This is a genomic window from Acinetobacter sp. CIP 101966, from assembly GCF_000369725.1.
GTDB lineage: Bacteria > Pseudomonadota > Gammaproteobacteria > Pseudomonadales > Moraxellaceae > Acinetobacter > Acinetobacter lwoffii_Q.
The window spans coordinates 63,953-79,491 of record NZ_KB850159.1 but is presented as its reverse complement, the minus strand read 5'-3'; the positions used below and the strand labels follow the sequence as shown (position 1 = coordinate 79,491).

The 15,539-nt window shown below is 43.4% G+C and carries 13 protein-coding genes and 2 pseudogenes; 12 read left to right on the top strand and 3 right to left on the bottom strand.

Going from position 1 to position 15,539, the window contains the following annotated elements:
* Positions 1-20: 20 nt before the first annotated feature.
* From F891_RS03185 to F891_RS03170, 4 genes and pseudogenes are all read left to right on the top strand, one after another.
* Positions 21-437, top strand: a complete 417-nt coding sequence (locus F891_RS03185) for a YeeE/YedE family protein (protein WP_005251416.1) — start codon at positions 21-23, stop codon at positions 435-437.
* 1 nt (position 438) lies between these two features.
* Positions 439-855, top strand: a complete 417-nt coding sequence (locus tag F891_RS03180; RefSeq protein ID WP_005262096.1) for a DUF6691 family protein — start codon at positions 439-441, stop codon at positions 853-855.
* Between the two features lie 2 nt (positions 856-857).
* Positions 858-1,730: an MBL fold metallo-hydrolase gene (locus F891_RS03175; protein WP_005262089.1), complete on the top strand. Its 873-nt coding sequence runs from the start codon at positions 858-860 to the stop codon at positions 1,728-1,730.
* Between the two features lie 68 nt (positions 1,731-1,798).
* Positions 1,799-2,580 (top strand): annotated as a pseudogene (locus F891_RS03170) (sulfite exporter TauE/SafE family protein).
* Positions 2,581-2,748: 168 nt separating this feature from the next.
* Here the strand turns inward: F891_RS03170 and F891_RS17180 are convergent.
* A pseudogene (locus F891_RS17180) lies at positions 2,749-3,279 on the bottom strand (transposase); the annotation flags it as partial.
* A 220-nt stretch (positions 3,280-3,499) separates the two neighbouring features.
* Here F891_RS17180 and F891_RS03165 point away from each other — a divergent pair.
* Positions 3,500-4,537, top strand: coding sequence for a metallophosphoesterase (locus F891_RS03165; RefSeq protein WP_005262073.1), 1,038 nt, complete (start codon positions 3,500-3,502; stop codon positions 4,535-4,537).
* 89 nt (positions 4,538-4,626) lie between these two features.
* Here the strand turns inward: F891_RS03165 and F891_RS03160 are convergent, their stop codons facing one another.
* Positions 4,627-5,049 carry an OsmC family protein gene (locus F891_RS03160; protein ID WP_004280142.1) on the bottom strand — a complete coding sequence of 141 codons (423 nt, stop codon included), beginning with the start codon at positions 5,047-5,049 and terminating at the stop codon, positions 4,627-4,629.
* 147 nt (positions 5,050-5,196) lie between these two features.
* Between F891_RS03160 and crp the strand changes: the two genes are divergently transcribed.
* The 5 genes from crp to clpB all read left to right on the top strand — a co-directional run bounded on the left by crp (position 5,197) and on the right by clpB (position 11,327).
* Positions 5,197-5,904, top strand: coding sequence for a cAMP-activated global transcriptional regulator CRP (crp, locus tag F891_RS03155; RefSeq protein WP_004280141.1), 708 nt, complete (start codon positions 5,197-5,199; stop codon positions 5,902-5,904).
* A gap of 129 nt (positions 5,905-6,033) precedes the next feature.
* Positions 6,034-6,780 (top strand): IS5-like element ISAba31 family transposase, encoded by a 747-nt coding sequence (locus tag F891_RS03150; protein ID WP_004731777.1) that lies wholly within the window; start codon positions 6,034-6,036, stop codon positions 6,778-6,780.
* A gap of 157 nt (positions 6,781-6,937) precedes the next feature.
* Positions 6,938-7,987, top strand: a complete 1,050-nt coding sequence (locus F891_RS03145) for an NADP(H)-dependent aldo-keto reductase (RefSeq protein ID WP_005262072.1) — start codon at positions 6,938-6,940, stop codon at positions 7,985-7,987.
* A 143-nt stretch (positions 7,988-8,130) separates the two neighbouring features.
* Positions 8,131-8,496: an antitoxin Xre/MbcA/ParS toxin-binding domain-containing protein gene (locus F891_RS03140; protein ID WP_004646580.1), complete on the top strand. Its 366-nt coding sequence runs from the start codon at positions 8,131-8,133 to the stop codon at positions 8,494-8,496.
* Positions 8,497-8,747: 251 nt separating this feature from the next.
* Complete coding sequence (gene clpB / locus F891_RS03135) at positions 8,748-11,327, top strand: ATP-dependent chaperone ClpB (protein WP_005262071.1); 2,580 nt, start codon at positions 8,748-8,750, stop codon at positions 11,325-11,327.
* A 185-nt stretch (positions 11,328-11,512) separates the two neighbouring features.
* Here clpB and rlmKL read toward each other — a convergent pair whose 3' ends face one another.
* Positions 11,513-13,717 (bottom strand): bifunctional 23S rRNA (guanine(2069)-N(7))-methyltransferase RlmK/23S rRNA (guanine(2445)-N(2))-methyltransferase RlmL, encoded by a 2,205-nt coding sequence (rlmKL, locus tag F891_RS03130; RefSeq protein ID WP_004280136.1) that lies wholly within the window; start codon positions 13,715-13,717, stop codon positions 11,513-11,515.
* A gap of 232 nt (positions 13,718-13,949) precedes the next feature.
* On the opposite strand from rlmKL, the gene F891_RS03125 reads away from it, so the two are divergent.
* Positions 13,950-14,294 carry a hypothetical protein gene (locus tag F891_RS03125; RefSeq protein WP_004280135.1) on the top strand — a complete coding sequence of 115 codons (345 nt, stop codon included), beginning with the start codon at positions 13,950-13,952 and terminating at the stop codon, positions 14,292-14,294.
* A gap of 224 nt (positions 14,295-14,518) precedes the next feature.
* Positions 14,519-15,535, top strand: coding sequence for an aspartate carbamoyltransferase catalytic subunit (locus F891_RS03120; RefSeq protein ID WP_004280134.1), 1,017 nt, complete (start codon positions 14,519-14,521; stop codon positions 15,533-15,535).
* The last annotated feature ends 4 nt before the right edge of the window (positions 15,536-15,539 follow it).

Sequence of the window (15,539 nt, the reverse complement as noted above, 5' to 3'; positions counted from 1 at the left end):
TGTATAGAGATTGATTCACCATGCATGACTTCCTCATCGCATTTATTGGCGGTTTAATGCTCGGACTTTCAGTGGTCGGCTATCTTTACGTCAATGGCCGTATTGCAGGAATCAGTGGTTTGGTTGGGCAGGTATTAAACCCAAAAACCGTATTTAAAACGCCTGCGATCTGGTTCTTATCAGGCTTGATCATCACACCGTTTATTTATGGTCTGTTTGTACAACCTGAAATCGAATTGAATGCCAGCCCATTGATGATGATTGTGGCAGGTCTGCTGGTAGGCTTTGGGACACGTTTGGGTTCGGGCTGTACCAGTGGTCACGGAATTTGTGGCATTAGTCGGCTGTCTAAGCGTTCTATCATCGCGACCATGACTTTTATGTTTGCAGGTTTTGTCGCTGTTTATATTATCCGTCATATCACAGGAGCATTCTAAAATGAAAAATGTGTTTGCCTTTTTATTTGGTGCGCTGTTCTCTGTGGGATTGATGGTATCGGGCATGTCCAATCCGGAAAAAGTACTCGATTTCCTGGATCTGTTTGGCGATTGGGATGCCAGTCTGGCCTTTGTGATGATGGGCGCGATTACTGTGGCCTTTATTCCCTTCCAGAAAGCATTACGTACGGCGCAACCGAAAACAGTATTTAATAAACCTATTGATTTACCTAAAAATAATCAGATAGATAAGAAGCTGATCACGGGTGCGGTTTTATTTGGTGCAGGTTGGGGCATTGCCGGCATCTGTCCGGCGCCAAGTTTGACTTTGATCGGTTTGGGCCACTATCAAGTGCTCTATTTTATTGTAGCAATGCTGGTGGGTGTATGGATTCACCGTAAATGGTCAGGAGCTTAACGATGTCAAATTTACCTATAGTAAAAGATTTTTTTCACGAAGATACCAATACCTTCAGTTATGTTGTACGTGATCCGGCGACCAAAGCCTGCGCCATTATTGATAGCGTTCTGGATTATGATCCGGCATCAGCAAGTACATCCACTATTCATGCCGATAAAATTATTGCCTATATTAAAGAGCAGGGTTTAACGGTCGAGTGGATTCTCGAAACCCATGTCCATGCTGATCATTTAACTGCAGCGCAATATCTCAAAGAAGAACTGGGTGGCAAAATTGCCATGAGCCAGAAAATTGGTATTGTTCAGGAAACTTTTGGCGCGATTTATCATCTGGATATTAAACAATGGAATGCTCAGCAGCTCTTTGATTATTTATTTGAAGATCATGAGTCGTTCCAAATTGGAACATTGAAAGCCTATAACATTCCAACACCGGGACATACGCCTGCTTGCCTGAGTTATGTGATTGGCGATGCGGTTTTTGTGGGTGATACGTTGTTCATGCCAGATTATGGTACAGCACGTTGTGATTTTCCGCGAGGCAGCGCAGAACAGCTTTATGATTCGGTGCAAAGCCTGTTTCAGTTGCCAGAAGATACCCGGGTCTTTTTATGTCATGACTATCTGCCTGAAACACGTGAATCGTATGTGTGTGAATCTGATATACAGACGCAGAAAAAACAGAATATCCATATTCATCAGGGAATCAGTAAAGCTGAATTTGCTCAGATGCGAAATCAGCGGGATTCAGGACTGAGTATGCCTAAGCTGATTCTACCGGCGATTCAGATCAATATGAAAGCAGGACAGTTTCCTGAGCCAGAACAAAACGGTGTTTCTTACCTCAAGCTTCCTCTTAACTACTTCAAATAAGCTTGTGTCGTGATTCAACAAAAAGTTCAACCTTTATTGAATCATTTTTGTGGATAAGGGAGAGGGCGATGTGGGCATTAATACTTGAAGGGCTAGTTATCGGAGTGCTATTGGGTTTGACCGGTGCCGGTGGCGGTATTCTGGCTGTACCTGCACTGATGACGACCCAGGGTTGGACGGTGGCCCAGGCTGCGCCGGTGGGATTGCTTGCGGTCACGCTGTCGGCCTTGGTCGGAACGTTCGAGGGTTTGTTCAAGCGTATTGTACGTTATCGCGCTGCCCTCTGGATTGCTCTCATTAGTATTCCTACAGCGCGTTATGGCGTGCATCTGGCCGATATCGTTTCTCCGGTCTGGCTGACGCTGGCTTTCAGTCTGGTCATGCTGATCGTGGCTTACCGGATCTTTTTTAATAAAGTGACCGATCATGGCAATGCACCGTGCAAGGTCAATCAATCGACCGGTCGTCTGATCTGGAATGTCAAAACTGCTTCGTTCCTAGCAGGTATTGGTGTTGTGGCAGGTTTATTAACCGGTCTGTTGGGGGTGGGGGTGGTTTTGTAATTGTTCCAGCCCTGCGTAAATTCACCGACCTTGATATGCGCAGTATCGTTGCGACTTCCCTGATGATTATTTTCCTGATTGGTGGGGTCAGTATTTCTGCACACGTGCTGGATGGCTTTCAATATCCTGTTTCGGTTACGCTGACCTTTGTCCTGGCCTGTATTGTCGGGATGTTAATTGGACGCAGTCTGATGCAGCGGATTGACAGTAACAAGGTACAGAAAATATTTGCCACTACCGTGGTTGGGGTGGCGATGTATTTAATCTATTCAGCGCTCATGGGCTAAATAGCCAGTTGGAAATTTAAACTCAAACGCTTTCAATCTACCTGAGCATCGTTTATACAAAATATAATTTTAATGGCCGAGGAAGAATAAAAATGATGAAAACTGCAGAGCAATTGATCCAGAATGCAAAAAGCCGGATTCAGGAAGTCAGCGTAAATGAACTGTTTGAAGCGATGCAAAACCATCAACCAATTGCTCAACCATTTTTATGTCAGCAACATGTCCATTCGATAAAGCAGAACAACTAATTTCACCAAATTGGTTCATCACGATATGTAATTTACAGCCATAAAACCAACCCATAGAACTTTTGCCACGTGATGCGATTTGGGCTAATGATTTATGCCATTGAATACGTTGATTTTTACAAACAGGTAGCGTTGTTGAATCAATCTATAAGTATTGTTTATCTTTGCCTTTCATCAAAGCTACATACAGGGCATGTAGTGCTAATTCATGCCTATTGATCAAGTGAATCATGCGTTGGCAGCAAGGCAAGTGCTTAAATAAAAAGCTTTTATCCAGCTTTAGCCATGTAAAAAAGGCTTTGAAATTATTGAAATGAGAACATTTGTACCAAATGGTGATAAAGCAGATTTCTGAAATTGTGAGCTGAGCATTTCTGATTCTTAGAGAATGATGACTTTGTTTGAGGAACTTCCAATAAGTTGCTTCAAATTTAAGAAAGAAATCATCAATTAAGCAGAATCGGTACTATTGAACATCAGGACTAGAGTTGTGAGTTTGGTTTGGTAACTCAACTGATGGCTCTAGTCCTCTTATTTTTCAAGTCAATTTCTTATCCGTGATTCGGGTTAAATTATTTAAATGATGATTCATTCTGTATTCAGATCTTCATAAATTTAAAGGATACTTATTAGGGATATATTCTGTTTTAGACTTAATTCAGGATGCATAAATGAAGTACTCATTTATACAGCAGGCTTTCACTGGTCCCGTGGACATCGTGGGGGATATTCATGGTGAGATTGCCGCGCTGGAACAACTGATCCAGGTATTAGGTTATGACCGGAATGGTCATCATCCAGAACAGCGCAAACTAATTTTTGTCGGTGATCTATGTGACCGGGGGCAAGACAGTGTTGCGGTGATCAAACGCGTCAAACAGCTGGTAGATGAAGGCTATGCACAATGTGTGATGGGTAATCATGAATTGAACCTATTGACCGATACTTTGCGGGAAGGCAATGGCTGGTTTTTTGGTTCACCGCATCAGGATGATCTGAAACCTTTTGATTCGATCCAAGCCTCAATCAAAGATCGACAATGGATTCTGGATTTTTTAAATAGCTTACCGTTGGCCTTGGAGTCGGAGCAGCTGCGTGTTGTACATGCCTGTTGGCATCAAGGATCAATTGATCAATTACGCAATTCTGGTTTTACTTCGCTTGGCGAAGCCTATGCTGATTTCGTTCAACATACAGCGCTGGATCTGCAAGCCTTAGGTATTAATGAATTCATCCAGATAGAGCAGCAACGCTACCAACACCAGTTCAAAGACCCGGCTGCAACTTTACCTTTATTGCAACATCTCGCAGAAAAAGAGCTACGTGAGCAAATGCACAATCCGATTCGGGTCATTACTTCTGGTGCGGAAAAAATCGCCTTAGAACCGATTTATGCCGGTGGAAGGTGGCGGATGATCGACCGCGTGCCATGGTGGGACAGCTATACCGACCAAATTCCAGTCATTACTGGACATTATTGGCGGAACTTTAAATCTACTGAAGAAAAAACCGGTTTACTCAAATCGATCGATGCACTGCAATGGTATGGACAGCAACAAAACGTATTTTGTGTGGATTATTCAGTGGGTAAACGCTATCTCGATCGTCAACAGGGTGTCGCGTTCAGACATCGACTCGGCGCCTTAAGATTTCCAGAAAATATCTTGAGCTTTGAAGATGGCAATCAGTATTCAGTTCAGCGGTTCTGATGCAAGACAATAGGGGAGATTTTTAATTGACAATTTTCGGATACAAAAAAAGCAGCTTTTCCAGCCGCTTTTTTTACAGAATCTAGATTTTATTCTGCTTCGATTATTTCATAATCATGGGTGATTTCAACACCGCCATCAGACAGCATTTTGCTGGCAGAGCAATATTTTTCAGCAGAAAGTTCTACGGCTTTTGCGACCTGTTTCTCTTTAATCGCTTTGCCGGTCACTACAAAATGCAAGTGAATTTTCGTGAATACTGCCGGAATTGTATCTGCACGTTCAGCCTTTAATTCGCAGCGTACATCGGTAATATCCTGACGAGCCTTCTTTAAAATGGTAACAATATCAAAAGACGCACAACCGCCCAGACCCGTTAAAAGCAGTTCCATAGGACGGGGACCACGGTTTTCACCACCGTATTCAGCTGAACCATCCATGATAAGGCTATGACCACTTTGAGTTTTTGCTTCAAAAGCAACATTCTCTAACCAATGAACGCTTGTTTGCATTGCAACTACCTAAAAAAAGCTATAAATTTGTCAAGTAACTGTACACTAACATAAATTGGGTTGATACGGAATTTCAATCCCACTGTGTGACAAGTTCACATTAGGTCTTGTGCGATCTATAAATTATCCATAATCGGAACTGTTAGCATGACTTCAAACTTTTCACAATTAAGCACTGATGCGCTTTCTCCGGGGCAATTACCAGAATCCGTGAAAGCACTGTTAAAACGTGCATATATTAATCGTTATCCAAAACGTACCACGATCATTGATGCAGGATCAGAATCTAAATCTTTATATTTAATTCTGAAGGGGTCTGTATCTATCATTCTTCGTGAAGATGATGATCGTGAAATTGTCGTGGCATATTTAAATGCGGGTGACTTCTTTGGGGAAATGGGTCTATTCGAGGTTAATCCACAACGTACTGCGGAAGTTCGTACCCGTGATGTGTGTGAAATTGCCGAAATTACCTATGAAAACTTTCACGAAATTAGCAAGCAATATCCTGATCTGAGCTATGCAGTATTTGCTCAATTAGTACGCCGCTTGAAAAATACCACACGTAAAGTCACTGATCTGGCATTTATTGATGTTTCAGGCCGGATTGCACGTTGTCTGATCGACCTGTCTTCACAGCCAGAAGCGATGATTTTGCCGAATGGCCGTCAGATTCGTATTACCCGTCAGGAAATTGGTCGCATTGTTGGCTGTTCCCGCGAAATGGTCGGACGTGTACTAAAAACCCTGGAAGAGCAGGGCATGATCGAAACCGATGGTAAAGCCATCCTGATCTTTGATGCTTCATTAGAAGAAGCATCTGAAGCAGTGGCAGATGGTGCCATAGACGAATAATCCAGATATTAAAAAGCAAATCTTCGGATTTGCTTTTTTTATGCGTCATTAGGGTGTGTTGACACTTTTAGCTTAAAAAAATAGCGAAGTAGTAAAATCAAATCGCCAAACCCAATTTTACTATTCGCTATGCCTCGTACCATGCTGACAGATCAACACTGGCAAAAGTTGAAAGTTATTCTGCGTAATTTATCCATTCACCACAACTCAAATTTACGCAATTTTATTGAAGCTATTCTCTATAGAATTAGAACAGGCTGTCCGTGGCGAGATATTCCTTGCTGTTTTGGTCATTCAAACTCTATTTTCAAACGTTTTAATCGTTGGTCAAGCAGCGGTAAGTTACTTAGATTATTCAAATTACTAGCCTCATGCCCCGATATGGAGTGGATTTTTATTGATGGCTCTCATGTACGTGCTCATCAACATTCTGCCGGTATAGCGAATCAATCTATTTCTAAAAGTGTAGGAGGAAACTCCTCAAAAATACATTTGATTGTTGATGCACATGGCAATCCTATTGATTTCATGATTACCGATGGAACCACACATGATGTTAAAGTTGCACCTGATTTAATATCAACATTAGATTTAAAAGAGACAAAAGTGGTATGTGCAGATAAAGGCTATGATTCAGAACCACTGCGTGAACAGATCAGGAAAACAGGGACTAAAGCGAATATACCAAAGAAAACAAATAGCCAATCGAACAATGACCATATGGACTGTTATTTATATAAAATCAGGCATTTAGTTGAAAATATGTTTTGTAGATTAAAGCAATTTAGAGGAATAGCTACTCGATATGACAAGCTCAAAAGAAATTATCAAAGTTCTGTTGCTTTAGCCTGTATATTTTTATGGCTACCTTTATAGGGTTAATTATGAACAGTAAATGTCAACAGACCCTACTCAATACATAAAAATTTAGAACAAGCTTCTCAGAAAAGATGATTTAAGTCTCCCTTATAATTCCGATAGGCTATAGCCCACTTGATCTCAATTCACTGAATAAAATTCACAGGATGTTTTTATGCAATTCAGACCATTGGCGGATACCGGCATTTTTTTGCCAGAAATTTGTTTGGGCACCATGACCTTTGGTGAGCAGAACACACAAGAACAGGCTTTTCAGCAACTGGATTATGCTTTAGATCAGGGAGTGTATTTCTGGGATACTGCGGAAATGTACCCGGTACCGCCAAAACCTGAAACGCAGGGTGCTACCGAGCGTATTATCGGGAACTGGATCGCTGCCCGTGGTGGCCGTGACAAACTTTTTTTAGCCTCAAAAATTGCCGGACCCTCGCAAGGTGGTAGCCATATCCGGGATGGTAAAACCCGTTTCGTTGCCGATGAAATTTCAGCAGCAATTGACCAGTCATTGTCACGCCTGCAAACGGATTATATTGACCTGTATCAGCTGCACTGGCCGCAACGCCTAACCAATTTCTTTGGCAAGCTGGGTTATGGCAATGCTGAAGCGGCAGAAGACCGTACCGTGACAGATCTCGAAGAAACCCTGACCGCCTTGCAGGATGAAATTAAAAAAGGCCGTATCCGTTATATTGGTCTTTCCAATGAAACCCCGTGGGGCACGATGAAATTTCTGCACCTCGCAGAGAAATTAGGTTTGTCCAAATTTGTCAGTGTACAAAACCCATATAACCTGCTGAACCGTACTTATGAAATCGGCATGTCAGAAATTGCCCATTATGAAGGTGTGGGCTTGTTGGCGTATTCACCTTTGGCATTTGGTTATCTGACCGGTAAATTCCGGCATGGTGCACGTCCTGCCAATGCGCGTGTAACACTGTTCTCCCGCTTTAGCCGTTATAGCAATCCGCAAAGTGAATGGGCAACCGAGCAATATGCCCAGCTGGCAGAACAGCATGGCTTAAGTCTTACCCAATTGGCTTTGGCCTTTATCAAGCAGCAGTTCTTTGTGACCAGTACGATTATTGGTGCCACCAATCTGGATCAGCTGAAAGAAAATATTCAGGCATTTGAAATTGATCTGTCTGAGGAAATACTGAAAGGTATTGAGGCAATTCACCGTCAGCAACCGAATCCGGCACCATAATCATGGTGTTGTTATTTTAAAGCACCCTCCAAGCGAGGGTGTTTTAATTTTATGAGAAATTAAATTTGATGATAAACAACATGGCCGGAAAACAATAAAAGCAGCATAATCGAAATAAGACGCATCAAGATGATTTGATAAAAATGAATAGTGAAACAGGTATTTCTAAATCCCAAGTATTAGCTATAGCAGTATTCAACTTAGCTGAGCAGTTGCAACTGAAAGAATTCGAACTTGCATTGATTCTGGGTTTATCTGAGGCGGAATTATCTCTGGTTATAAATGAAAAAGAATTAGAACCAGATACTACAGCAGGCGAAAAAGCTATAGCTTTAGTAAATATCTATCAAAAGTTATTTAGCTTGCATGGTGGAGACTTGAGCTGGATGCGCCATTTTATCAATTCACCTAACAAGCTTTTGAATCATCAAACGCCAAGATCCTTGATGCAAACAGAACATGGTTTGAGTGAAGTATTGCGATTACTAGGAAGGTTGCAACCGTACTAAAAATATCTCTCTATTCTCTACTAAGCTGAAAAATAGCAGAGTAAATTAAATAAAATATGAATTGTTTATCTTCACCTTAAAAATTCTTCTAACCTCACTTGAAATATGATTTGATTACACCAATATTATTATTAAAGACTGTCTAAATGTTTATATTAAGTTTTTGAAAAATATATAAAAATGATTTGAAATTTTATCAAGTGCACCCATATATCCATCAAGTAGAAAATTTGTTGTGAGGAATAACAAGAATGCGTTTTGAAAAATTTACCAATCGCCTGCAGCAAACCCTTTCCGATGCACAATCGCTGGCCATGAGTAAGGATCATACCTCCATTGATGGGATCCATATCTTGGCCACCTTGATGGATGAAGCATCCAATGTCAGCCTGCTGCAACAGGCCGGTGCTAATCTGCGTGAGCTACAAACCAAGCTGCAAACAGCATTGAGCAATGCGGCAACCCTGACCAATCCATCAGCAGATATCAACCTCAGTCCTGAAGCGGCAAAAGTATTGCATCTGGCAGACAGCTTTGCGCAAAAAGCCGGAGATGAGTTTTTATCTACGGATTGGGTGCTGTTGGCGCTGGCAGAAACCGGAAATACCAAAACCTTATTAAATAGTATTGGCGTAAAGGCAGAGACTTTAGGCCAAGTGATTAATCAATTTCGAGGCGATGAAAAAGTCATGAGCAATAATCATGAAGATCAGCGTGATTCACTGAATAAGTACACCATTGATTTAACTGAACGTGCGTTGGCAGGCAAGCTTGATCCTGTGATTGGCCGTGATGATGAAATCCGCCGTACCATTCAGGTCTTATCACGCCGTACCAAAAATAACCCGGTACTCATCGGTGAGCCAGGGGTCGGTAAAACTGCAATCGTCGAAGGTCTGGCGCAGCGGATTATCAATGGTGAAGTGCCTGAAGGACTCAAAGGTAAACGTGTTTTATCACTTGATCTGGGTTCTTTGCTGGCCGGTGCCAAATACCGTGGTGAGTTTGAAGAACGCTTAAAAGCCGTTCTAAAAGATATTGCCAAACATGAAGGCGAAATCATCCTGTTTATCGACGAGTTGCATACCTTGGTGGGTGCCGGTAAAGGTGATGGCGCGATGGATGCCGGTAACATGCTGAAACCTGCGCTGGCCCGTGGCGAGCTGCGCTGCGTCGGTGCGACCACACTGGATGAATATCGTCAGTATATTGAAAAAGATGCAGCGCTGGAACGTCGTTTCCAGAAAGTACTGGTCGATGAGCCAAGCGTGGAAGATACCATTGCGATTCTGCGTGGTCTGAAAGATCGCTATGCAACCCATCACGGGGTACAGATTCTGGATTCCGCGATTATTGCGGCGGCGAAAATGTCACATCGTTATATTACCGACCGTCAGTTGCCGGATAAAGCTATTGACCTGATTGATGAAGCAGCATCGCGCATCAAAATGGAACTCGATTCTAAACCAGAAGCACTGGATAAACTGGAACGCCGTCTGATTCAGTTAAAAATGCAGCTGGAAGCGGTGAAAAAAGATGAAGACTCAGGTGCCAAAGCTGAGATTCAATACTTGTCCGATCAGATCGCCACAGTTGAAAAAGAGTATCATGACCTAGAAGAAGTCTGGCGCGCAGATAAAGCGCTGGTCGAAGGCAATAAAGACGTACAGATCAAACTGGATCAGGCGCGTACAGCACTTGAAAAAGCGCAACGTGAAGGTGATCTGGGCGAGGCAGCACGTTTGCAATATGGCGTGATTCCAGAGTTGCAAAAGCAGCTTGAGCTGGCTGAAAAAGCCGATGAAAGTGCAACGCCAAAATTGCTGCGTAACAAAGTCACCGACAATGAAATCGCAGAAGTGGTCAGTGCAGCCACAGGAATTCCTGTGGCGAAAATGCTGCAAGGCGAGCGTGACAAACTTCTACATATGGAAGAATTTCTGCATAACCGTGTGGTAGGGCAAGATGAAGCCGTAGTTGCGGTGTCTAATGCGGTGCGCCGTTCACGTGCCGGTCTGTCAGATCCGAACCGTCCAAGTGGATCATTCCTGTTCCTGGGGCCAACGGGTGTGGGTAAAACAGAATTGACCAAAGCCTTAGCGAACTTCCTGTTTGACAGCGACGATGCCATGGTGCGTATCGATATGTCAGAATTTATGGAAAAACATTCGGTCAGCCGTTTGGTTGGTGCGCCTCCGGGCTATGTCGGTTATGAAGAAGGTGGGGTGCTTACTGAAGCCGTACGTCGTAAACCGTATAGTGTGATCTTGTTTGATGAAGTCGAAAAAGCGCATCCGGACGTATTTAACATCTTGCTACAGGTACTGGATGATGGCCGTTTAACTGACTCGCAAGGCCGGGTAGTGGACTTTAAAAACTCTGTGATCGTCATGACTTCGAACCTGGGTTCGCAGGATGTACGTGAATTGGGCGGTAATGCCACTAAAGAAGAAGTCCGTACGGTGGTGATGAATGCGGTATCGGAACATTTCCGTCCGGAATTTATCAACCGTATTGATGAACTGGTAGTGTTCCATGCGCTGGAAAAAGACCAGATTCGCGGTATTGCCGATATCCAGTTGAACCGTTTACGTCAACGTCTGGCAGAACGCGATATGCGCTTGTCGGTAGACGATACTGCCTTCGATCAGTTAATCGATGCTGGCTTTGATCCATTGTATGGAGCACGTCCACTGAAACGTGCAATCCAGCAGCGGATTGAAAATGGTCTGGCGCAGAAAATCCTGGGCGGAGAATTCCAGCCGGGCGATACCATTCTGGTGAAAGCTGAAGCAGGTGAGTTAATCTTTGAAAAAATGAAACTTAACTAAACCGCTTCTCCTTGCAACAAAAAACCCAGCCTAGGCTGGGTTTTTTTTAATCTTATTTTTAACTTCGAGCATTGCAACACTTTTGTATTCTTGTTGCGGCGAGCTTTAAAGCATGGCTTAAAACTCAGCTCAGGGAAAATAAAGAAGATATCAATCGTGATAAAGACAGTTAATTCATCATCAAATTACACTTGCGGATGACGGATTTTCCAGGCACGGTGAATCTTTTGATTCCGCTTGAAGTCAGGTCCAATGGTTTCCTGGGTAATTTCTTCAACATCAAAGAAGGCCAGAATTTCTTCATCCATCTCAAAACCACGATAGTTATTTGAGAAATACAAGGTACCATCAGTGGTTAAGCGGTTCATCGCACGTTTTAACAGGGACAAATGGTCGCGCTGTACGTCAAAGGTCCCGTAGAATTTCTTCGAGTTTGAGAAGGTTGGTGGGTCGATAAAGATCAGCTCATATTGCTCATGACCTTCTTTTAGCCATTCGAAACAGTCAGAGGCAAAGAACTGATGCTGTTCATCCGCATGATCCACGGTTAAGCCGTTCAGAACAAAATTTTCTTTAGACCAGTTCAAATAAGTATTCGACAGATCGACGCTGGTTGTACTTGCAGCACCACCCAAAGCAGCATGTAAACTTGCCGTTGAGGTATAGCTGTACAGGTTCAGGAAGTGTTTGCCTTTTGCTTCACGTGCAATACGTAAACGCATTTGACGGTGATCCAGAAACAGACCGGTATCCAGATAATCGGTCAGGTTGACCAGAATCTTGGCTTGACCTTCCTGAACGATAAAACGCTTGGATGCTGTACTTTGTTTGGTGTACTGGTTTTTACCTTCCTGACGTGCACGGGTCTTGATAAAGATCGCATCACGGCCCAAACCGGTCACGGCACGAATGGCCTGTAAGGCCAGGTTGAAACGTTTTTTGGCTTTTTCCGGATCAATAGTTTTAGGTGGCGCATATTCTTGTACATGCAAACGCTCGCCATACAGATCTACTGCGACGTTAAAATCAGGTAAATCTGCATCATAGAGACGTAAACAATGGATCTGTTCCTTGACTGCCCATTTTTTTAGAGCTTGCATATTTTTGGTCAGACGGTTGGCAAACTCCATCGCACCTTCAATCGGTTCAAACTGCTGAGGCTGCCAGCTTTCTAGGAATGGACGTACCACTGCGGCCGGTTTAACCGTACCGAAGCGGATATAGATCGGCAATTTACCATTCATCAAACGCAGGATTTGCGGATCATTGAACGCCAGCACATCGGCCTGTTCCACTTGGGAGGCAATCACAGCCGCTTTTTGATTCGGGAAATTCTTTTGCAATAAAGCCGATAAACCCAGGTATAAAGAACGGTTTTGCGCTTTATCGCCGAGACGTTCGCCATATGGCGGGTTGGTCACGAAGAATACTTTCTTGCCTTCTGCATGGAAATCAGGCCAGTCATTTAAAGTCCGTTCTTCGATCATGATATTGTCGAGAGCAGCTTCAAAACCCGCCGCGATAATATTTTGTCTGGTGGCTTTAACCGCTTCCCAGTCCGCATCGAAGGCATAGAATTGTGGTAATGGATTTTCCATTGCCGCTTGATGACGTTCAGCAGCTTCGGCCTTGATGCTCATCCACAGTTCATGGTCATGGCCATTCCAGCCATTAAAACCGAAACGACGGACCAGACCCGGTGCACGGTCGGTCAAAATCATTAGGGATTCAATAATAAAGGTACCTGAACCACACATTGGATCGACAATGATGTCCGGATTTAACGCTTTTAAACCACCTTTTTGCAGAATCGCAGCGGCCAGGTTTTCCTTGATTGGGGCGTCAGTCATAAAGCGGCGATAACCGCGTTTATGCAAAGAGTCGCCAGACAGGTCCAGGCAGTAAGTATGTTCTTTCTTGCCTGCCAGAATATACATCGTAATTTCAGGCTGTTTGGTATCAATGCTTGGACGTTTGCCTACGGCTTCCATAAAGGAATCTACGACACCATCTTTGGCACGTAAAGTCGCAAACTGGGTATTGACCTTGATATCACGTTCGACATGCAAACGAATCGCAAAGGTACTTTGTGGTGCAAAAATCAGCGACCAGTCAAAGCTGAGAGCCCCTTCATAGAGTTCTTCTGCCACATCACGGGCATCATGAGAAAATTCAATTTCATGCGTGTGGATCGGCATCAAGACACGTGAAGCCAGACGTGACCACATGCAGATACGATAAGCATTTTCCAGTGTACCTTTAAAGGTTAAACGGCCTGGAAAACGCTCAATATTCTGAACACCTAAGCCTTGTATTTCTTCTTCTAATAAGGTTTCCAGACCATCGGCACAGGTGACCCAATAATTGCTTAAACGTGGAGAGGTATTCATATAATAGAGAGACCAAAAAAGATAAATAAAAAACTGCGCTAAGTTTACCGTATTTTTATATTGAAAGCTTTTGAAATTCTCTGAAAGGCCGTGGCATGTGATAGAGAAAAATAATATTCACACTATAAATTGAGGAACTGGTATGCATTTTGCTCTATACATGGCAAATCAGGCGGTCAGTCGATGGGGAGCGATGGCTGCCTGATTTTTCAATTTTATAATGAGGGTTAAGATGTTAGAGAATCAGTTACGCAACCATGACGCTTTTTCAGTGGCCACTTTAATCTATGCGCGTTTACGACGTGTTTCAGGTCGGGTGATTGATGCAATTTATCTGGCAGAGAACCTGGATTATGCCCGGCATGTGATTCAACTGGCAGAGCAGACCCAAGACCCAGATTTGAATCATCTGATCCAGCGCCTGAAAATGGTACTGGAGATTTCGGAAACAGCACAAGATTCACCAACAGAATCTGCACACCCAAGCCAGCAGGAAGGGCTGATCTCGGTCGAACCGGATGAAGACGATATCTATCGTGCACAGGTGTCACATCGTTATATTGGTGCACTGCGTTAAACCTGAGATGGGTGTGAATGCTCCAGACTGAAGCGCCCGTTGGTTTTGTACTTAAAATCAGCAAGATGCAAATCGGGTTAAATTATCTTATTGAAAAAATACAAAGGAATCTGATTTTTTATTTTTATTGTTCAGATGCTTTTTGTACAAGTAGCAGCGTGGCCAACTATAAAAATTCGCCAATCTCTGTATAATATGTTGACTTAACGCATAAGGAATCTCTCATGCACTTGGCGGCATTGCATACACCGAGCCAGATTCAACTCAATAAAGAAGGTAATCTAAAACACTTCTTGACCATCGAAGGTCTTTCTAAAGAAACCCTGACAAAAATATTGGACACTGCGCAGTCCTTTTTTAATGACCAAAATCAGCTGATCACCAATAATTTGCTCGAAGGTAAAACGGTGATGAACCTGTTCTTCGAAAATTCTACCCGTACCCGCACCACCTTTGAAGCCGCTGCCAAGCGCCTTTCTGCCAACGTTCTCAATATTGATATTGCCCGTTCGAGTACTTCCAAAGGTGAAACCCTGCGTGACACGTTATGGAATCTGGAAGCCATGGCGGCCGATATTTTCGTGGTGCGTCATTCATCTTCAGGGGCAGCGCATTTTATTGCCAAGGATGTCTGTCCAACAGTGGCAATTATTAATGCCGGTGATGGCCGTCATGCGCATCCGACTCAAGCGATGCTGGACATGCTGACCATTCGCCGCGAAACCAATAAAAAATTCGAAGAAATGTCGATTGCCATTATTGGCGATATCAAGCATTCACGTGTCGCGCGTTCAGATGTGGCTGCCTTGCAAACTTTAGGTTGCCAGGATATCCGGGTGATTGCACCGAATACCTTGCTGCCATTGGGTTTTGAAGAATATGGCGATGGTGTTCGTCTATTTAACAATATGGAAGACGGCATCAAAGACTGCGACGTGATCATTACCTTACGTATTCAAAACGAGCGTATTGATTCTCCGGCACTGGCCTCGCAAGCAGAGTTCTACAAAATGTATGGCTTGAATAAAGAACGTCTTGCCATGGCCAAACCGGATTGTATCGTGATGCATCCGGGACCAATGAACCGCGGCGTTGAAATCGACTCAAGTATTGCGGATGGTCCGCAATCTGTGATTTTGAAGCAGGTGACCAATGGTATTGCCGTGCGTATGGCGGTGTTGGCTTTATCGATGCAAGGTCAGTTACAAGAACAAGGTTTGATTGAAGCGATTGCGGGTTAAGGAA

What these genes read in the sequence shown, in the direction of transcription:
- F891_RS03120 (WP_004280134.1), top strand. Translation starts at nt 14,519, where the DNA reads ATGCACTTGGCGGCATTGCATACACCGAGCCAGATTCAACTCAATAAA.
- crp (WP_004280141.1), top strand. Translation starts at nt 5,197, where the DNA reads ATGACTTCAAACTTTTCACAATTAAGCACTGATGCGCTTTCTCCGGGG.
- F891_RS03125 (WP_004280135.1), top strand. Translation starts at nt 13,950, where the DNA reads ATGTTAGAGAATCAGTTACGCAACCATGACGCTTTTTCAGTGGCCACT.
- F891_RS03150 (WP_004731777.1), top strand. Translation starts at nt 6,034, where the DNA reads ATGCCTCGTACCATGCTGACAGATCAACACTGGCAAAAGTTGAAAGTT.
- F891_RS03160 (WP_004280142.1), bottom strand. Translation starts at nt 5,049, where the DNA reads ATGCAAACAAGCGTTCATTGGTTAGAGAATGTTGCTTTTGAAGCAAAA.
- rlmKL (WP_004280136.1), bottom strand. Translation starts at nt 13,717, where the DNA reads ATGAATACCTCTCCACGTTTAAGCAATTATTGGGTCACCTGTGCCGAT.
- F891_RS03185 (WP_005251416.1), top strand. Translation starts at nt 21, where the DNA reads ATGCATGACTTCCTCATCGCATTTATTGGCGGTTTAATGCTCGGACTT.
- F891_RS03175 (WP_005262089.1), top strand. Translation starts at nt 858, where the DNA reads ATGTCAAATTTACCTATAGTAAAAGATTTTTTTCACGAAGATACCAAT.
- clpB (WP_005262071.1), top strand. Translation starts at nt 8,748, where the DNA reads ATGCGTTTTGAAAAATTTACCAATCGCCTGCAGCAAACCCTTTCCGAT.
- F891_RS03140 (WP_004646580.1), top strand. Translation starts at nt 8,131, where the DNA reads ATGAATAGTGAAACAGGTATTTCTAAATCCCAAGTATTAGCTATAGCA.
- F891_RS03145 (WP_005262072.1), top strand. Translation starts at nt 6,938, where the DNA reads ATGCAATTCAGACCATTGGCGGATACCGGCATTTTTTTGCCAGAAATT.
- F891_RS03180 (WP_005262096.1), top strand. Translation starts at nt 439, where the DNA reads ATGAAAAATGTGTTTGCCTTTTTATTTGGTGCGCTGTTCTCTGTGGGA.
- F891_RS03165 (WP_005262073.1), top strand. Translation starts at nt 3,500, where the DNA reads ATGAAGTACTCATTTATACAGCAGGCTTTCACTGGTCCCGTGGACATC.